The organism is Mesorhizobium sp. M0018, assembly GCF_040323955.1.
Lineage (GTDB): Bacteria > Pseudomonadota > Alphaproteobacteria > Rhizobiales > Rhizobiaceae > Mesorhizobium.
Map to the genome: position 1 here is coordinate 258,896 of NZ_JAMYVL010000005.1, position 15,478 is coordinate 274,373.

The 15,478-nt window shown below is 62.2% G+C and carries 13 protein-coding genes; 1 reads left to right on the forward strand and 12 read right to left on the reverse strand.

Annotated features, from left to right (window positions below; all coding sequences use genetic code 11):
- Positions 1-134 precede the first annotated feature (134 nt).
- From NKJ81_RS09720 to glmM, 3 genes are all read right to left on the reverse strand, one after another.
- Entirely contained in the window at positions 135-884 is a 750-nt protein-coding gene (locus tag NKJ81_RS09720) for an outer membrane protein (RefSeq protein ID WP_352540296.1), read from the reverse strand.
- A gap of 233 nt (positions 885-1,117) precedes the next feature.
- Positions 1,118-1,957 (reverse strand): outer membrane protein, encoded by an 840-nt coding sequence (locus NKJ81_RS09725; protein WP_352471192.1) that lies wholly within the window; start codon positions 1,955-1,957, stop codon positions 1,118-1,120.
- Between the two features lie 226 nt (positions 1,958-2,183).
- Positions 2,184-3,536, reverse strand: a complete 1,353-nt coding sequence (gene glmM / locus NKJ81_RS09730; protein ID WP_352540297.1) for a phosphoglucosamine mutase — start codon at positions 3,534-3,536, stop codon at positions 2,184-2,186.
- Positions 3,537-4,409: 873 nt separating this feature from the next.
- On the opposite strand from glmM, the gene NKJ81_RS09735 reads away from it, so the two are divergent.
- The gene (locus NKJ81_RS09735) at positions 4,410-5,072 is read left to right on the forward strand and encodes a hypothetical protein (RefSeq protein WP_502904280.1); all 663 of its coding nucleotides are present in this window, start codon (positions 4,410-4,412) and stop codon (positions 5,070-5,072) included.
- A gap of 529 nt (positions 5,073-5,601) precedes the next feature.
- Here NKJ81_RS09735 and ftsH read toward each other — a convergent pair.
- The 9 genes from ftsH to tolQ all read right to left on the reverse strand — a co-directional run bounded on the left by ftsH (position 5,602) and on the right by tolQ (position 15,267).
- Positions 5,602-7,527, reverse strand: coding sequence for an ATP-dependent zinc metalloprotease FtsH (ftsH, locus tag NKJ81_RS09740; protein WP_023677989.1), 1,926 nt, complete (start codon positions 7,525-7,527; stop codon positions 5,602-5,604).
- Between the two features lie 106 nt (positions 7,528-7,633).
- Positions 7,634-9,067: a tRNA lysidine(34) synthetase TilS gene (gene tilS / locus NKJ81_RS09745; RefSeq protein WP_352540299.1), complete on the reverse strand. Its 1,434-nt coding sequence runs from the start codon at positions 9,065-9,067 to the stop codon at positions 7,634-7,636.
- Positions 9,068-9,121: 54 nt separating this feature from the next.
- A complete protein-coding gene (gene ybgF / locus NKJ81_RS09750; RefSeq protein WP_352540300.1) occupies positions 9,122-10,231 on the reverse strand; it encodes a tol-pal system protein YbgF in 1,110 nt (369 codons plus the stop codon).
- Positions 10,232-10,406: 175 nt separating this feature from the next.
- Positions 10,407-10,913, reverse strand: a complete 507-nt coding sequence (gene pal / locus NKJ81_RS09755; protein ID WP_023677992.1) for a peptidoglycan-associated lipoprotein Pal — start codon at positions 10,911-10,913, stop codon at positions 10,407-10,409.
- Between the two features lie 222 nt (positions 10,914-11,135).
- On the reverse strand, positions 11,136-11,522 hold the full coding sequence (locus NKJ81_RS09760) for a four helix bundle protein (protein ID WP_352540342.1): 387 nt from the start codon (positions 11,520-11,522) through the stop codon (positions 11,136-11,138).
- A 51-nt stretch (positions 11,523-11,573) separates the two neighbouring features.
- Complete coding sequence (gene tolB / locus NKJ81_RS09765) at positions 11,574-12,845, reverse strand: Tol-Pal system beta propeller repeat protein TolB (RefSeq protein WP_245274748.1); 1,272 nt, start codon at positions 12,843-12,845, stop codon at positions 11,574-11,576.
- A gap of 78 nt (positions 12,846-12,923) precedes the next feature.
- Positions 12,924-14,081, reverse strand: coding sequence for a cell envelope integrity protein TolA (gene tolA, locus NKJ81_RS09770; RefSeq protein WP_352540301.1), 1,158 nt, complete (start codon positions 14,079-14,081; stop codon positions 12,924-12,926).
- Between the two features lie 7 nt (positions 14,082-14,088).
- Positions 14,089-14,547 carry a protein TolR gene (gene tolR / locus NKJ81_RS09775; RefSeq protein ID WP_352522864.1) on the reverse strand — a complete coding sequence of 153 codons (459 nt, stop codon included), beginning with the start codon at positions 14,545-14,547 and terminating at the stop codon, positions 14,089-14,091.
- Positions 14,548-14,556: 9 nt separating this feature from the next.
- Positions 14,557-15,267 carry a protein TolQ gene (tolQ, locus tag NKJ81_RS09780; protein WP_023677997.1) on the reverse strand — a complete coding sequence of 237 codons (711 nt, stop codon included), beginning with the start codon at positions 15,265-15,267 and terminating at the stop codon, positions 14,557-14,559.
- Between the last annotated feature and the right edge of the window lie 211 nt (positions 15,268-15,478).

Consider the following 15,478-nt stretch of genomic DNA (forward strand, 5'->3'; position numbering starts at 1 on the left):
CACGGACGGCGATATGCGTTCAGGCTTTCGGCGTCAAGGGGAAAGTTTTTGTCGCTGTCAGGATATTGCCGGGGGCGAAACGCAAACAGCGGGCCTGCGACCCACGATTGTCAACGCCTCGGCTTCGATCGAGCCTACCACAGATCGTAGCGTAGTCCGACTTTGACTTGATGATTGTTGATTCCTTTGCGGATCGGAAAGGAAGTCAGGCTCTCGGCAGTCACATATTCGGCGTCTGGCGCGGAAAAATACTGATAGCCCAGATCGACTGAGACGTTCTTGGACACTTGGTAGGCAAGGCCGGCATTCAGCGTGTAGGCGAAGGAGTATTGGGTTTTGTTGTCATGCCGGACGAAATCGTCGGTGGGGTCGGCGTTGTCGGTGAAGTAGCTCGCCGACAGGCGACGCTTGCTCTGCAGGATACCGACACCGGCGCCGAGATAAGGTGTGATTCCGACATAGGTGCCAAGGTCGACATAGCCGTTGAGTATGCCTGAGAAGGCATAGTTCTTCAGGGTCGCCGATGCCACGGTCGTTCCGTCGTTATAGCCGACGTCGATTTTGTTGCCGGGAAGATAGCCGACATTGAGATCGGCGCGCAGATAGTCGTTGAAATGGTAGCCGAAGCCAATGCTGGCAAAGATGGGATCTTCCTTTTCGTCGAAGCTCGCGGGTGTGAAGGCGAAATCCTCATCCTTGAAGCTCTTCTGCACCAGATAGGAGACATCGCCGCGCAGATACCATCCCGAGCCAACCTCGACCGGTACATAGTCGGGCGCCTGGTCGACATAGACCGGCGGATCGTAGTCGGCGGCAAGTGCCGGCGTCAGCGGCATCAGGACGATTGCTGCAAGCGCCAGCACTACAGGCGATTTGGATGTCATGGTCCCGGCTCCCGAACTTGGCGCATTCGCGATCGCGCGCGCCGTTTCAGACAGCATTGTTAACCATAGTGGTTAAGTGCGGGTTAAGGATAACAAGGCGTTAGCAATTGATTTGATCCGTTTTCGCTCCTCGAGCCGGACGGTGTTACAGGGCAACGCAGCATCTTTAGGCAGCCAAACGAAACCGCCCGGCATCAGCCGGGCGGTCGACGAATTCCTCGATTTCGAAGCGACTACTTCGTGTAGACCGGCTCGGGTTCCGGGACGTAAGGCTCCGGCGGCGCGCAGTCCGACCTGCCGAACTGGTAGCGCAGGCCGCCGCGCACTTCGTGAACGTTGATACCTTTGTCATAGCCGGGGCCGACATTGGGGAGGGAGGCATAGTCGAACATCTTACCGCCGTTGATGTGGCTGAAGCGGTAGCCGACATCTAGTTTGACGCGGTCAGTCAAGCAGTAGGATGCGCCCGCCATGGCAGCATAGGCAAACCGCCAGCCCTTGCCACCGGCATGATCAAATGAACCGTCGCTGTCCACGTTGTGCAGTTCATCCCACTTGACCCAGGCACCGCCGATGCCGGCGCCGACGTAAGGCGTGATCCCATGCCAGGTGCCGATATCGACATAGGCGTTGGCCAAGAGCAGCAGCGCCGAATAGGACGAGGTATCGACGGACGTGCAAGGCGTTTGCTGTGGGCCGCAGAAGCCGTTGGTCGAGCCGCGGAATTTGGACTTGCTCATCCAGTCCAGGGTGAGATCGGTGCGGAAATGCTCGTCGATCTGGTAACCAACACCGCCGCCGGCCGAGAAGGCGCCATCCAGCTTGCCTGTATCGAACTTGCCGGGATTCTGGGGCGCCACACCGTAGGTGATGTAGTCGCCACCACGAAACCTCGACCAGTGATAGTCGATGTCGCCGCGGATATACCAGCCGCCGAATTCGGCCGGCTGCTCATAGGCAACCGGTGGCGGTGCCTCCTCGACGACGGGCGGCTCGACGAAATCGGCGGCGAATGCCGGTCCGACGCCGGCAAACAGCGCGGCCAGAAGAGCCATTCTAGCTGTGTTGAACATGCTTATCACCCCTGAGAACCCTCGAACGGCGAACGCGCCCGAAATGTGATTGACCTCAGTTGTGGATAATGAATCGGAAAGGTTAAAAGGCGTTTAACCGTATTGATTAACCACGAATCTCTAAAAGTGGAGCAACCTGGCGGCCGTTGCTGCAGGCGGAGCTGGCCGCGACCCAATAAAAAAGCCCGCCGGCAAGGCGGGCTTTTGAACCGATGTTGGAGGGAGATCAGGCGGCGCTGCGCGGTTCCGAAATGACCTCGACGATGTCGTTGACCACGGACTCGACAAGCTGCGGGTCGTCGCCCTCCGCCATGACGCGGATGAGCGGCTCCGTGCCGGATGGCCGGATGACCAGGCGCCCGGCCTTGCCGAGGCGATTGCGCGCATCTTCGATCGCCGCCTTGACCGGCGCCTCCTCCAGCGGCTTGCCGCCGGAAATATGCACATTCTTCAAAAGCTGCGGCACCGGCTCGAATTTCTTCGACAGTTCGCTGACCGGTCGGTTATGCCGCTTGATGCAGGCGAGCACCTGGAGCGCCGAGACGAGGCCGTCGCCGGTGGTCGAGAAATCGGACAGCACGATGTGGCCCGACTGTTCGCCGCCGACATTGAGTCCATGGGCACGCATGTGCTCGACGACATAGCGGTCACCGACCTTGGTGCGATGCAACTGCAGGTTCATGTCGCCGAGGAAGCGTTCGAGGCCGAGATTGGACATCACCGTCGAGACGACGCCGCCGCCGGCCAGCCGTCCGCTCTGCTGCCAGGATTCGGCGATCAGCGCCATGATCTGGTCGCCATCGACGATCGCGCCGTTCTCGTCGACGATGACGACACGGTCGGCATCGCCGTCGAGCGCAATGCCGATATCGGCGCGCACCTCGTGCACCTTCTTTTGCAGACCGGCCGGATGAGTCGAGCCGCATTCCTTGTTGATGTTGAAGCCGTTGGGCTCGACATTGATGGCAACGACCTCGGCGCCGAGTTCCCACAGCGCGTCGGGCGCCACCTTGTAGGCGGCGCCATTGGCGCAATCGACGACGATGCGCAGGCCCGACAGCGACATCGAGCGCGGCAGCGTGCGCTTGGCGAATTCGATATAGCGGTCATGCACGCCGTCGACGCGTTTGGCGCGGCCGAGCCCATCGGAATCGGCGAGCGCCAGTTCGATATCCTTGTCGAGCATCCCCTCGATACGCTCCTCGATCTCATCGGACAGCTTGTAGCCATCGGGGCCGAACAGCTTGATGCCGTTGTCGTAATAGGGGTTGTGCGAGGCAGAGATCATCACGCCGATATCGGCGCGCAGCGAGCGCACCAGCATGGCAACAGCCGGCGTCGGGATCGGGCCGAGCAGGAAGACATCCATGCCGGCGGCGCACAGGCCCGACACCATGGCGTTCTCGATCATGTAGCCGGAAAGCCTGGTATCCTTGCCGAGCACGACGCGGTGGCGGTGGCTGCCGCGCTGGAACGAGAGGCCGGCGGCCATGCCGACCCGCATGGCGACCTCCGCCGTCATTGGAAACTTGTTGGCGCGCCCACGAATGCCGTCCGTACCGAAATAATGTCCTGCCATGTTCGCCAGCTTCCCGATGGTTCTTTCCGAGCATCTCATGCCATAAAATGGCCCAAGCCCCGTCATCACATTGTATGATTATGGACGACCAATCCTTAGAAAATTGTTGTTTTGTGTGTTTTACGTCACGCTAGTGTGTTGATTTTCAAGTTCCGAGCCCTTGTTGCGGCAGCAGCATCAGAAACATCAACTCAAACCTCATCTGGTTCCTTTGGGCTGTGGCAGTGTGGCCTTGAACCCGAATCCGCATCGTGCTGCTCCAGACAGCGGTGGCTCAGGTCCGCCGCAGCCGCCGATTTGACTGGCTGTCATTCGACGCAGTGTCCTCGCTGGGAACCAGCCATAGGCGCGCGCTCCGTGCAATGCACCCGGACGAACTTGGCGGGGAGACGGTCCCGGCAACGAATTCATCACCTTAAAGAAAAGAATGCACTTCTAAATTTGTCTCTACGCTACTTAGCATCTGGCGCAACCAGCCGTTGAGCGCTATTGCTGCACTGGGACATATCATGAACCGCCGCAGGGAGAAAACGCATGCTCATCCACCGACTTGCCACTTTGACGGGTCTTGCCGTCGCGACCTTATTCCTGGCGGCGCCTGCCAGCGCGCTGACCATGGCCGAGTGCAGCACCAAGTATAATGCGGCCAAGGACGCGGGAACGCTTGGCGGGCAGAACTGGAACCAGTTCCGCAAGGCCCAATGCGGCACCGATGCTTCCGCCGCTACAACCGAACCCGCGCCAGCCAAAGCCACGGCCAAGGCTGCCGACACGACCAAGGCAGCCGCCGCCGACGATGCGGCGCCGGGCCTGACGGCGAAGGAGTGCAGCACCAAATACCAGGCCGCCAAGGCTGCCGGCACGCTCAACGGCATGAAGTGGAACGATTTCCGCAAGACCCAGTGCGCCGCCGGCGCGACGGCAGCCGCACAACCCGCCGCCAAGACCAAAGCAGCGGCGGCCAGCAGCGATGACGCAGCGCCTGGGCTGACGGCCAAGGAATGCAGCACCAAATACCAGGCCGCCAAGGCTGCCGGCACGCTCAACGGCATGAAGTGGAACGACTTCCGCAAGAGTGAATGCGCCGCCGGCGCAACTGCAGCCGCACAACCCGCCGCGGCACCTGCCAAGGCGACGACAGCCGCCGCGACCGATACCGGCAAAGGCGTCAGCATGGCGGATTGCAGCGCCAAATATCAGGCTGCCAAGGCCGGCAACACGCTGAACGGCATGAAGTGGAACGACTTCCGCAAGAGCCAATGCGGCGCCGGCGCAGCCGACGACGACACCCTGCCGGCTCCCGATGCCAAATACACCGGCGATCCGCAACCGCCGACCATCACCGCCCCCCAGGGCGTGAAATTCCCGACGGCGATCTCCAAGAAGTATGCAACCGAGACCCCGGCCAAGGGCCGCATGCACACCTGTCTCGACCTCTACTACGCCAACAAGGACGCCAACACGCTGGGCGGCCTCAGGTGGATCCAGAAGGGCGGCGGCTTCTACAGCCTCTGCAACGCCAAGCTGAAGAGCTGACCGGCGCCACCATCCGACGACATGAGCCCGCGAGCCGCAAGGTTCGCGGGCTTTTTGTTGCTGCCGAACAAGTGAGAGGGCCTTCCGAGGTCGAACCAACTGTCAGATCGTGTTTCTTGGCTCTGTCCGGCCGACATCGATCTCGGCACCACCGGAACTCTCATAGCCGGAAGCAGAAAACCCGCCTCGGCGGGCGGGTCATTCAGCGCCAATTGGCACCACACCCAAATTGATAGCATAGCTGCCGGCACAAAGCAAGAACAAAATGTGGCGCCGCCGGCAAAAAATGCGAGCTTCATTCTCCGGCGCGCTTTGTCGATCTTCCCGAAGTCGTCAACGAGGCCGATAGAAGGCTCCATTCCTTCGCGCCTCTCTCTGTCCTGCCGGACATCCCCCCGCGAGGCGGGAGATTGGCCGTCATCGTCACTTTCGCCAATTTCCTGCGATGCAGGAAGGGTCGCATTCCCCAAGAGAAAACGCCGCGGTTAGAGCCGCGGCGTTTCGAAATCGATCTGTGCCGGGCCGGAGCCTAGCTTGACGGCTGAGGTTCCATGCCGCCTTCGGGCTCGGGGCCTTTCTTGCGGCGGCCGGACTTCGGCACGGCCGAGCCGCGGCTCGGCGGCGTGTCGTCGCCAAGGTCGCGCGCGGGCTTATTGCCGGCGATCAGCTGCTTGATCTCCTCGCCGGACAGCGTCTCGTATTCGAGCAGGCCCTGCGCCAGCGCGATCCATTCCTTCTTTTTCTTGGTCAGGATGGACCTTGCCGTCGAATAGGCCTCGTCGATCAGCCGGCGCACTTCGGCGTCGATGATTTGCGCCGTCTCTTCCGAGATGTTCTGCGTGCGCGCCACCGAATGGCCGAGGAACACCTCCTCCTGGTTGTCGCCATAGGCGACATGGCCGAGCTTGTCGGAGAAGCCCCAGCGCGTCACCATGGCACGCGCCAGCTTGGTCGCCTGCTCGATATCGGAGGAGGCGCCGGAGGTGATGTTCTCCTTGCCGAACTTGAACTCCTCGGCGACACGGCCGCCCATCATGATGGCGAGGCGCGAGATCATGTATTTGTAGCTCATCGAATAGCGGTCGCCTTCCGGCAGCTGCATGACCATGCCGAGTGCCCGGCCGCGCGGAATGATGGTCGCCTTGTGCAGCGGATCGGCCGACGGCACGTTGAGCGCCAGGATGGCATGACCAGCCTCGTGATAGGCGGTCAGCTCCTTCTCGGCCTGTGTCATCGCCGACGAGCGGCGCTCGGCGCCCATCATGATCTTGTCCTTGGCGTCCTCGAATTCGGCCATGGTGACGAGGCGCTTGTTGCGCCGCGCCGCCATCAGGGCGGATTCGTTGACCAGGTTCATCAGATCGGCGCCGGAAAAGCCCGGCGTGCCGCGCGCGATCACCTTGAGGTCGACATTGGGCGCCAGCGGCACGTTGCGCACATGCACCTTCAGGATCTTCTCGCGGCCGACGATGTCGGGGTTCGGCACCACCACCTGGCGGTCGAAGCGGCCCGGCCTCAGCAGCGCCGGATCGAGCACGTCTGGCCGGTTGGTGGCGGCGATCAGGATGATGCTTTCGTTGGATTCGAAGCCATCCATCTCGACCAGCAACTGGTTCAGCGTCTGCTCGCGTTCATCATTGCCGCCGCCGAGGCCGGCGCCGCGATGGCGGCCGACCGCGTCGATTTCGTCGATGAAGATGATGCAAGGCGCGTTCTTCTTGGCCTGGTCGAACATGTCGCGAACGCGGCTTGCGCCGACGCCGACGAACATCTCGACGAAGTCCGAGCCCGAAATGGTGAAGAACGGCACGTTGGCTTCACCCGCGACCGAGCGGGCGAGCAGCGTCTTGCCGGTTCCAGGAGGACCGACGAGCAGCACACCGCGCGGGATCTTGCCGCCCAGCCGCTGGAATTTCTGCGGGTCGCGCAGGAACTCGACGATCTCTTCCAGATCTTCCTTGGCTTCGTCGACGCCGGCGACGTCCTGGAAGGTGACGCGGCCATGTGCTTCGGTCAAAAGCTTGGCCTTCGACTTGCCGAAGCCCATGGCGCGGCCGGAACCGGACTGCATCTGGCGCATGAAGAATATCCAGACGCCGAGGATGAGGATCATCGGCAGCCAGGAGATCAGGGTGCCGAACAGCGAATTGGAGCCGTCGGATTCAGGACGCGCATTGATGGTGACGTTCTTGTCCTGCAGCCGCGAAACCAGTGACGGGTCCCCAGGCGAATAGGTCTGGAAGCCGTTGGAACTGTCCGTGTAATTGCCGGAGATACGGGCGCCGGCGATGGTCACCGACTTGATCCGTCCCGCCGCGACTTCCTGCAGGAACTGCGAATAGGGAACATCGCTCGAGGCTCCACGCGTCTGCGGCGTCTGGAAAAGATTGAAGAGAGCGATGAGCAGGACCGCTATGATCGCCCAGAGCGCGAGGTTGCGATAATTCGGATTCATCAATTGTCCCGTTGGCGCCCGCTGGGCGGACACGCGTCGTGAGAGGAAACTTGGCCCTAACATAGGGAGAGCGTCTCCCATTGCCAAGCATAACAGCAGGTCTCGGTTAAGCTTTCGCCCGTGGTAGGCCGGCATTGTGGCCGCCGAACGGCACGGCTGGAACGGGCGCCGCGCCAAGCAACGCGGCGACGGCATCGGCCGGCGCCAGATCGAAGGACGGCAGGAAACGGGCGAAGGGCGCGACTGCCGGATATGCGGCGACAGCCGCCTGCATCGGGCCTTCCCCGGGCAAACCCCGGCCTTCCCCGAGCAAACCGAGGCATTCGCCGTCCCGCCAGAGCGCCGGCTCGGCGGCCAAGGCGGCACGCACAAGGCTTGCCGGCGTGCCATGCCCTTCAATTGCCCGCTTTGCGGCAAGAGCCGCCCCGAGCGGTGCTACCAACAGCGGCGCGATCAACAATGCACCTGGGCTGTCGCCCAATGTGATCCGTCTGCGGCCGTCCCACAGGGCATTGCCGGAAACCGCAACAGCGGGCGGCAGATCGCGCAATTCGCGGTGCAGAAAGATGCCGGTACGCCGGGCATCGACCACGGTCCGCGACAATGTGGCACAAAGCGGCCCGGTGCGGAACCGGCCGAAAAGGGCTTCGCTGCGGGCCTGGTCGGGAAGGAAGGCGGTGCCGCCGGTCGCCGCCAGCAGGATGCGCAGCGCATAAATGGCCGACCGGCTGTCGGCGGCCGTCGCAAAATCCCGATCGAGCCGGACGAGGCCGGCGGCCGGCCTGGAGGCCAAGCTGCGGATCAGCATGGCCGCGCGATGTCCCAGCTGCTCACGCTCGACCGCCGCCTTTCTGGCCAGCGCCATAGCTTCAGCCATGCGAGGCGCATCGTCGCCTTCAACAAGTGCTGCGCGGACGCGCGGCCGCTCGAAAGCGGTGTCGGCATTGGTCGGATCTTCGATCCAGACAACCTGTTCACGCCGCAGGAATTCGCGCAGCTCAGCACGCCTTATGCCGAGCAGCGGCCGCACGATCCAGTGCCGCCACTCGTAGAGGGTTGCCGGCGCCATGCCGGCAAGGCCCCGCCCTTCCTCGCGCGGCCTCTCCTCACCTGGCCCGTCGTCACGTGCTTGCCTCATCAGCACGGTCTCGGCCTGGTCGTCGGCGGTGTGGCCGGTCAGGATCAGGCCGATGCCTGCCGCTTCGGCGGCCTCGGCGAGCAGCCGGTAGCGCGCCTCGCGCGCGGCGGCGGGCAGGCCGGTCGATGGTTTGTGCCCCGACCAGGCGAGGATGCGATGGGCAATGCCGCGCGCCGCGCACAGCCTGGCCACGGCTTGCGCTTCCGCTGCCGCTTGCGGCCGCAATTGATGATCGATCGTTACCGCCAGCAATTTCGTTGCCGGGGCGTTACGATCGAGATGGGCTTTGAGGAGGAGGAGAAGGGCGGTCGAGTCGCTGCCGCCGGACACGGCCGCAACAGCGCCGTTGGAAAAGTCGATCCGCGAAAAATCCGAAAGGTCAGGCTCGCTGTCGAGCGTCATGCATGTCGCCCAAGCGTGGGCCCGGTTTTGCGGCAACGACACGCAACGGAAAAACTAGCACGCCGCGAGTGCCCTTTCCTGCTTGACCCGCTCCTTGAGCGCGCCGGAAATATCGGGGTAGCGCTTGCCGATCTCGCTGAAAGTGGCACAGGCCACGTCGCGCTGCTTCAGCCCGACCAGTGAAACGCCGAGCTTCAGCAGCATGTCTGGCGCCTTCTTGGCCTTGGGATAGTCCTTGCTGGCAGCGAGGAAAGTCTCGGCCGCATCGCGGTATTTCTGCTGGCCGAGCAGCGATTCACCAAGCCAGTAATGCGCGTCCGCTGCTTTGGCGTCCTTGGGAAAACGGGCGATATGGTCGCGGAAGCCCTGTTCGGCGGTGCTGTAGTCGCCCGACAGGATGAACTGGTAAGAATTGCGGTAAAGCTCTTCCGGATCGTTGGTCGACGGGAGTGCCGCGACCACCGTATCATCGGATTTACCGGCCTTGTTGCCGGCTGCGCTGGCGCCGTTGGCTGGGGCCGTATTCTGCCGCGGCGCATTCGCTTGCGCATTGCCATCGGCTTCGACGACATTGCCGTTTTTGTCGACGGTGATGGTGCCGAACGTCTTGGGCGGCGCGCCGGGGATCAGCTTGCCGGGATCGCCGTTGGGCGATTCGACGATGACGTCCTCGACGCTCTTATCGCCTGCTGGCGGCGCGTCCGCAGCGGCTGGAGCCGGCGTTGCCGGCGCCTCCGCCACGTTACCGTCGCCATTGGGGCTGTCGCTGCTGGGCGCGGCCTCGGACTTCTTCTGCTCCGCCGGCTGCTGCGCGCCTTGCGGACCGCCTTCCAGCTGCTGGAAGCGGAATTCGTTGTCTTCCTGCTGCTTGCGGATCTGCTCCTGCATCTGCAGGACCTGGAAATTGAGTTCCTCGATCTTGCCATTCATCTGCCGGAGCTGTTCCTCCAGCGCCGGAGTGCCGGTACCATCCTGTTGCGCGAATTGAACCTGATCCGGCTTTTTCTTTTCGCCGAAAATGCCGGGCAGTTTGATCGTCGGCAGGTGGAAGGAAAAACCGCTTTCCGATGACTGCCCGGTGCCGTTTGCCCCGTCAGCAAGTGCCGCGATACTTGATACGAGCAGCAGCGCAAGCGTGCCGCTCAAGACCGATCTGAAATGCATGTGCCTCTCGCCGTGAAACCGTTAGCCTGTTGCGCGCCCTTTCCAACCGAAGTGGCCAGGCGCCCTCGGCTCTTAACAGGACGTGAGACTTCGGCCAAATTTTGTTTGGAGCGGGCAGATATGAAAAAGGCGGCCTTTTGGCCGCCTTTCGCACCAGGTGTTGCATTTATGCCGATCAAGAACCGGCGCCGCCCAGTGTGGTTACGGCGCGGCGGTTCTGCGACCAGCAGGAGATGTCGTCGCAAACCGCGACCGGACGCTCCTTGCCGTAGGAAATGGTCTTCAGGCGCTGCGCCGAAACGCCCTTGGCGACCAGGAAGTCGCGTGTGGCGGCAGCACGGCGGGCGCCGAGCGCCAGATTATATTCGCGCGTGCCGCGCTCGTCGGCATGGCCTTCGATGACGATGGCATACTGCTTGTACTGGTTCAGCCACTGCGCCTGGCGCGACAGCGTCGTCTGCGCATCGGCGCGGATCGAGGACGAATCGGTGTCGAAGAAGATGCGGTCGCCGATATTGACGGTAAAGTCCTGGGCCGACCCGGGCGTTGCCGCGCCAGCGCCGTTGAGGCCGAGATCGGCGGCGCTGTTCGGCGTCTTCTTCGAGGCGCAACCGGTGATCGCGAGCATAGCGACCAGAGCGATCATGACCGGGTTTGTGGTAAGTGCTGCGATACGGCCCATGCCGCCTCTCCTTCGCAATTCGAGTGATTTCATTGATCGTCCAGTAACCACGTTTGGGTTAACCGACGCTCAAGAAACACGGTTAAAATTTGGTTTCGGCTGCCGTCCGCAACCGTTCTGCCGAGGGGCGACAATGAGCGCGGACCGTAGGCGGAAATGCGGCCAAAACATGAAAAAGAGGGAATTGAGGAAACTGAAGAACTGAGGAATTGAGGAAAGAGATCACCTCAGCTTCTCTATGAGATTGACCAGCATTCCGTAGATGCGGGCATAGGATTGCAACCAATCGTCGCGTTGCGCCTGTGTGATGTACTCGAGGTCGAACGCATACGAACTCCAGGTCTCCACCTCACTGCATGATCCTATGGCCATTGAAATGAAGCGTGCGAATTCGGGCTTGGAGTGAGCCTGTTTGGCAAAGCCTTCGGCCAAAGTGGCGCAGATCGCCTTGCTGGAACGACGTAGTTGATCGGCGAGCGCGTATTGCTCCATTTTCGGAAAAGCAAGCGTGGCTCTGTGTACCCCAAGGGAAACCGCATAGGCACGCTTATAGACTTCTAAATCCCTCGCGTGCTCGATGTAGACCCCCCTGCCTTCTCCATTCTTCAGTTCTTCAACTCTTCAATTCCTCAGTTCTTCAATTCCTCAATTCTTCTTCCATCACTCCAGCAGCGGCGACCAGGCCGGATCCGAGGCGAAGTTCGCCGTCGGGATCGACTGTTCGTTGCGGCCGGTGAGATCGACCGAAACAAGTTTTGGTCCACCATTGGAATCGCGGAAGAACATCAGCACCCGGCCGTTGGGCGCCCAGGTCGGCCCCTCCTGCTGAAAGCCGGTGGACAGGATGCGCTCACCCGAACCGTCGGTGCGCATGACGCCGATCTGGAATTCGCCGCCGGTCTGCTTGGTAAAGGCGATGAGATCGCCGCGCGGCGACCACACCGGCGTCGAATAGACGCCGTCGCCGAACGAGATGCGGGTCTGGCCCGAGCCGTCGGCGCCCATCACGTAGATCTGCGCGCGGCCGCCGCGATCCGAGGTGAACACCACCTTGCTGCCGTCAGGCGAGTAGGATGGTGAGGTGTCGATGGCGGTCGAGTTGGTGAGCCTGGTTGTCGAGCGGCTTCTCAGATCCATGGCGAAGATGTTGGAATTGCCGTCATCGCGCAGCAGGCTCATGATCACCTTCTGGCCGTCCGGCGAAAAGCGCGGCGCAAACGTCATGCCGGGGAAATTGCCGACCAGCTCGCGCTGCCCCGTCTCGATCTGCAGCAGGTACACCCGCGGCTGACCGCTTTCATAGGACATGTAGGTGATTTCCTGCCGGTTCGGCGAGAAGCGCGGCGTCAGCACGATCGATTTGCCGTTCGAGAGATAGCGGACGTTGGCGCCGTCCTGGTCCATGATGGCTAGCCGCTTCTTGCGCGCATTCTTGGCGCCGGACTCGTCGATGAAGACGACGCGCGTGTCGAAATAGCCCTTCTCGCCGGTTAGCCGCTCGTAGATCGCATCGGCGATGATATGGGCGACGCGCCTGGTATTGGCGTCGTTGGCGAAGAACTGCTCGCCCGACATCTGCTGGCCGGCAAACGTGTCCCACAACCGATACTGGGCGCGAATGCGGCCGTCAGCCTCCTTGCCGACACTGCCGGTGACCAGCGCCTGCGCATTGATCACCTTCCAGTCTTCGAAGCGCGGCGTTGCATCCGGGTTCGAGATCTTTTCGATGAAAGCGCTTTTGTCGATCGGCGCGAACAGGCCGGAGCGTTTCAGGTCGGCACTGACGATGCCAGAAATCTCGGCGCCGAGCGCATCGCCGCCCTGGAAGTCCGTGATGGCGATCGGCAACGGCTCGACATTGCCCTTATTGACGTTGAGCTCAACGAGCGCCCGCGCCGGCAGGGTGACAGCAACGGTCATACCCAGCGCCATCGCTGCGATCGTCAGGAGCGGCTTGAGGATGGATTTCATGTCTTCTCGCTTCTTTCGCTGATTCTGTGAGCGCCAGGCCTAAAGACCGAGCATCTCCCTGGGGTCAAAAGTGACCCGAACGTCGGACCAGATGTCTTGCTTGCCCGCCGGAACCTGCAAGCCGGCCACATCGCATTTCTGAACCGCGCGCACTGCACTTTCGTCAAACGGGCGGTTTCCGCTCGACTTTTCAACGCTCGGCCGGCCATCCAGCTTGCCGGAGGCGTCCAGATTAAACCGGACCACGACGACGAAATTCTCCGAACCCTCGAGCCCTGCCGGAAGCGTCCAGCAACCACCAAGCTGGGCCTCCAATGCCCCCTGCTCCGATTTCGAAAGCTTCTGGCCCTGATCCTTCTCGCCGCCGAGCGATGCCTGCTGGGTCGAGCGCTTGGCGCCGCCGCCGGACGGCTTCCGCTTGTCGAGCAGAGCCGAAATCTCGTCGGCGTTGAATTGCTTGTCGTCCGATTTCGGCCTGGATGAGGCTTCCTTGACCGGCTTGTCGGCGTCCTTGCGCTCCGGTGCCTTCGCGCTCTCGGCCTGGGCCGGCTGCGGCTTTGGCCGAGCCTCGGGTGCCGGCGCCGAGTCGGGAAGCTGCGCCTCCTCGGTTGGCGGTTGCTTGGCAATCGCCTCGGCGACGGCATCCGGCTTGACCTCGGGCTGCGGATCGATCGCGGCAGTCTTGTCCTGCGGCGGCGTGGGCGTCGGCTCCTTGGCCGGCGTCGGCTTGGGCTCGGTCTGCTTGACAGGTTCGGGCTTGACCTCTTCCTTCGGCTGCGGCACCGGCGCCACCTCCGTAGCAGGAATAGGCTTCGGCTCTTCCTTCGGCTTCGGCACGTCCTCGGGCTTGGGCTTTTCGACCGGCGTCGGCGCGGGTGGCGGAGCCGCCGTCATGTCGACTGGCTGGGGCTTGGACTCCGGTGTCGGCGGCTTGTCGGTGTCGACGCTGTTATCGCCGACTTTCTGGGCATCGGGAACGATGTCGGGACGCTGCGTCGGTACCGGCGCCGGCTTGTCGTGCATTACAGCCTTCTTGTCGCCTAGCAGGACCTGTGCCGTCGCTTCCATCGGCACGATCTCGACCGACACCGATTCCGCATCGGACGCAGGCATCGCAGGCGGCGAGGACAACGTGAACAGCCCGAAGGCGATCGCCACCGTATGCAAGATCACCGATGTGGTGAGGCCGGTCCTCATCTTGCGTCTACTGATCCTGTTCCTGCAGTGAAACCAGGCCGATATTCTTGTAGCCAGCAGCCGAGATGCGGGCCATCACCTTCATGGCAGTGCCATAGTCGGTGGACTTGTCACCCCTGATGAAAATGCGCTCGTCATAGCCGGTCTTCGAGATCGCCTGCAGCTTTGCCACCAGCTCCTCGATCGGGATCTCGGTTTCCTGGAGGTAGATCTGACCGGCCGAGTTGATGGACACGGTTATAGGCTGCGTATCGGCGTTCATCGCTTTGGCCTGGGTATCCGGCAGGTCGATCGGCACACCGACCGTCAGCAACGGCGCCGCGACCATGAAGATGATCAGCAGCACCAGCATCACGTCGACCATCGGCGTGACGTTGATCTCCGATATCAAGGCGTGATGGCGGCCGCGCCGCCTGTGGCCGCGCCCGCCGCGTCCTCCGCCACCTGCGCTTACGGACATTCCCATGATCGTTCCTCAGGCCTTCTGCGCGACTTTTTCATCGATTTGGCGCGAGAGTATGGCGGAGAACTCATCCGCGAACCCTTCCATGCGCACCGCGATCTTGCTCGCGTCGGACGACAGCTTGTTGTAGGCGATGACGGCGGGGATGGCGGCGAGCAGGCCGATGGCCGTCGCCAGCAGCGCTTCGGCGATGCCGGGCGCGACCACCGACAGGCTGGTGTTCTTCGAAGCGGCGATCGCCTGGAACGAGGTCATGATGCCGATCACGGTGCCGAACAGGCCGATGAAGGGCGCCGCCGAGCCGGTGGTGGCGAGGAAGCCGAGCCGCCCTTCCAGCTTTTCCATCTCGCGGGTCAGCGCCAGATCCATAGCCTTGTCGATGCGGGTCTGCAGGCCGAGCGGCGATTTTGCGCCCTTCTCGAAGCTCTTCTTCCATTCGCGCATGGCGGCGACGAAGATCGCGCTCATGCCGGTCGTCTTGCGGTCGGCGAGCGTGCGGTAAAGCTCTTCCAGCGACTGCCCCGACCAGAACACCTGTTCGAAGCGGTTGAGCGCCAGCCGCATGCGGGCATAGGCGACGAGCTTGTCGACGATGATCGCCCAGGTCCAGATCGAGGCACCAAGCAGCCCGATCATGACCAGCTTGACCACCCAACCGGCCTGCATGAACAAGGCCCAAATCGATAAATGCGCGCCCGGTTCGGCGAGAGCGATGTTTTCCATGTTACGTCCTTAAAGATTTTCGGGGCGTGGCTGGCGGCTGGCCCATGGGCATCCCTTGTGGTCCGTTCGCGTTAAGCTTGCGGAATAACCCCAAATGCACCGTTGGCGGCCTTTTCGGGGCAAATATTGGTGAAAGGAAGGCGCTTGGATTCTTCCAATCTTAACCAATCCCTTCATGGACCGTTATGGTTAAGGATGGGTTAGGACGTAC

Excerpts from the sequence above, each read along its gene's own strand:
- NKJ81_RS09720 (WP_352540296.1), bottom strand. The coding sequence starts at position 884 with ATGACATCCAAATCGCCTGTAGTGCTGGCGCTTGCAGCAATCGTCCTG.
- NKJ81_RS09725 (WP_352471192.1), bottom strand. The coding sequence starts at position 1,957 with ATGTTCAACACAGCTAGAATGGCTCTTCTGGCCGCGCTGTTTGCCGGC.
- glmM (WP_352540297.1), bottom strand. The coding sequence starts at position 3,536 with ATGGCAGGACATTATTTCGGTACGGACGGCATTCGTGGGCGCGCCAAC.
- NKJ81_RS09735 (WP_502904280.1), top strand. The coding sequence starts at position 4,410 with ATGAAGTGGAACGATTTCCGCAAGACCCAGTGCGCCGCCGGCGCGACG.
- ftsH (WP_023677989.1), bottom strand. The coding sequence starts at position 7,527 with ATGAATCCGAATTATCGCAACCTCGCGCTCTGGGCGATCATAGCGGTC.
- tilS (WP_352540299.1), bottom strand. The coding sequence starts at position 9,067 with ATGACGCTCGACAGCGAGCCTGACCTTTCGGATTTTTCGCGGATCGAC.
- ybgF (WP_352540300.1), bottom strand. The coding sequence starts at position 10,231 with ATGCATTTCAGATCGGTCTTGAGCGGCACGCTTGCGCTGCTGCTCGTA.
- pal (WP_023677992.1), bottom strand. The coding sequence starts at position 10,913 with ATGGGCCGTATCGCAGCACTTACCACAAACCCGGTCATGATCGCTCTG.
- tolB (WP_245274748.1), bottom strand. The coding sequence starts at position 12,845 with ATGGCGCTGGGTATGACCGTTGCTGTCACCCTGCCGGCGCGGGCGCTC.
- tolA (WP_352540301.1), bottom strand. The coding sequence starts at position 14,081 with ATGAGGACCGGCCTCACCACATCGGTGATCTTGCATACGGTGGCGATC.
- tolR (WP_352522864.1), bottom strand. The coding sequence starts at position 14,547 with ATGGGAATGTCCGTAAGCGCAGGTGGCGGAGGACGCGGCGGGCGCGGC.
- tolQ (WP_023677997.1), bottom strand. The coding sequence starts at position 15,267 with ATGGAAAACATCGCTCTCGCCGAACCGGGCGCGCATTTATCGATTTGG.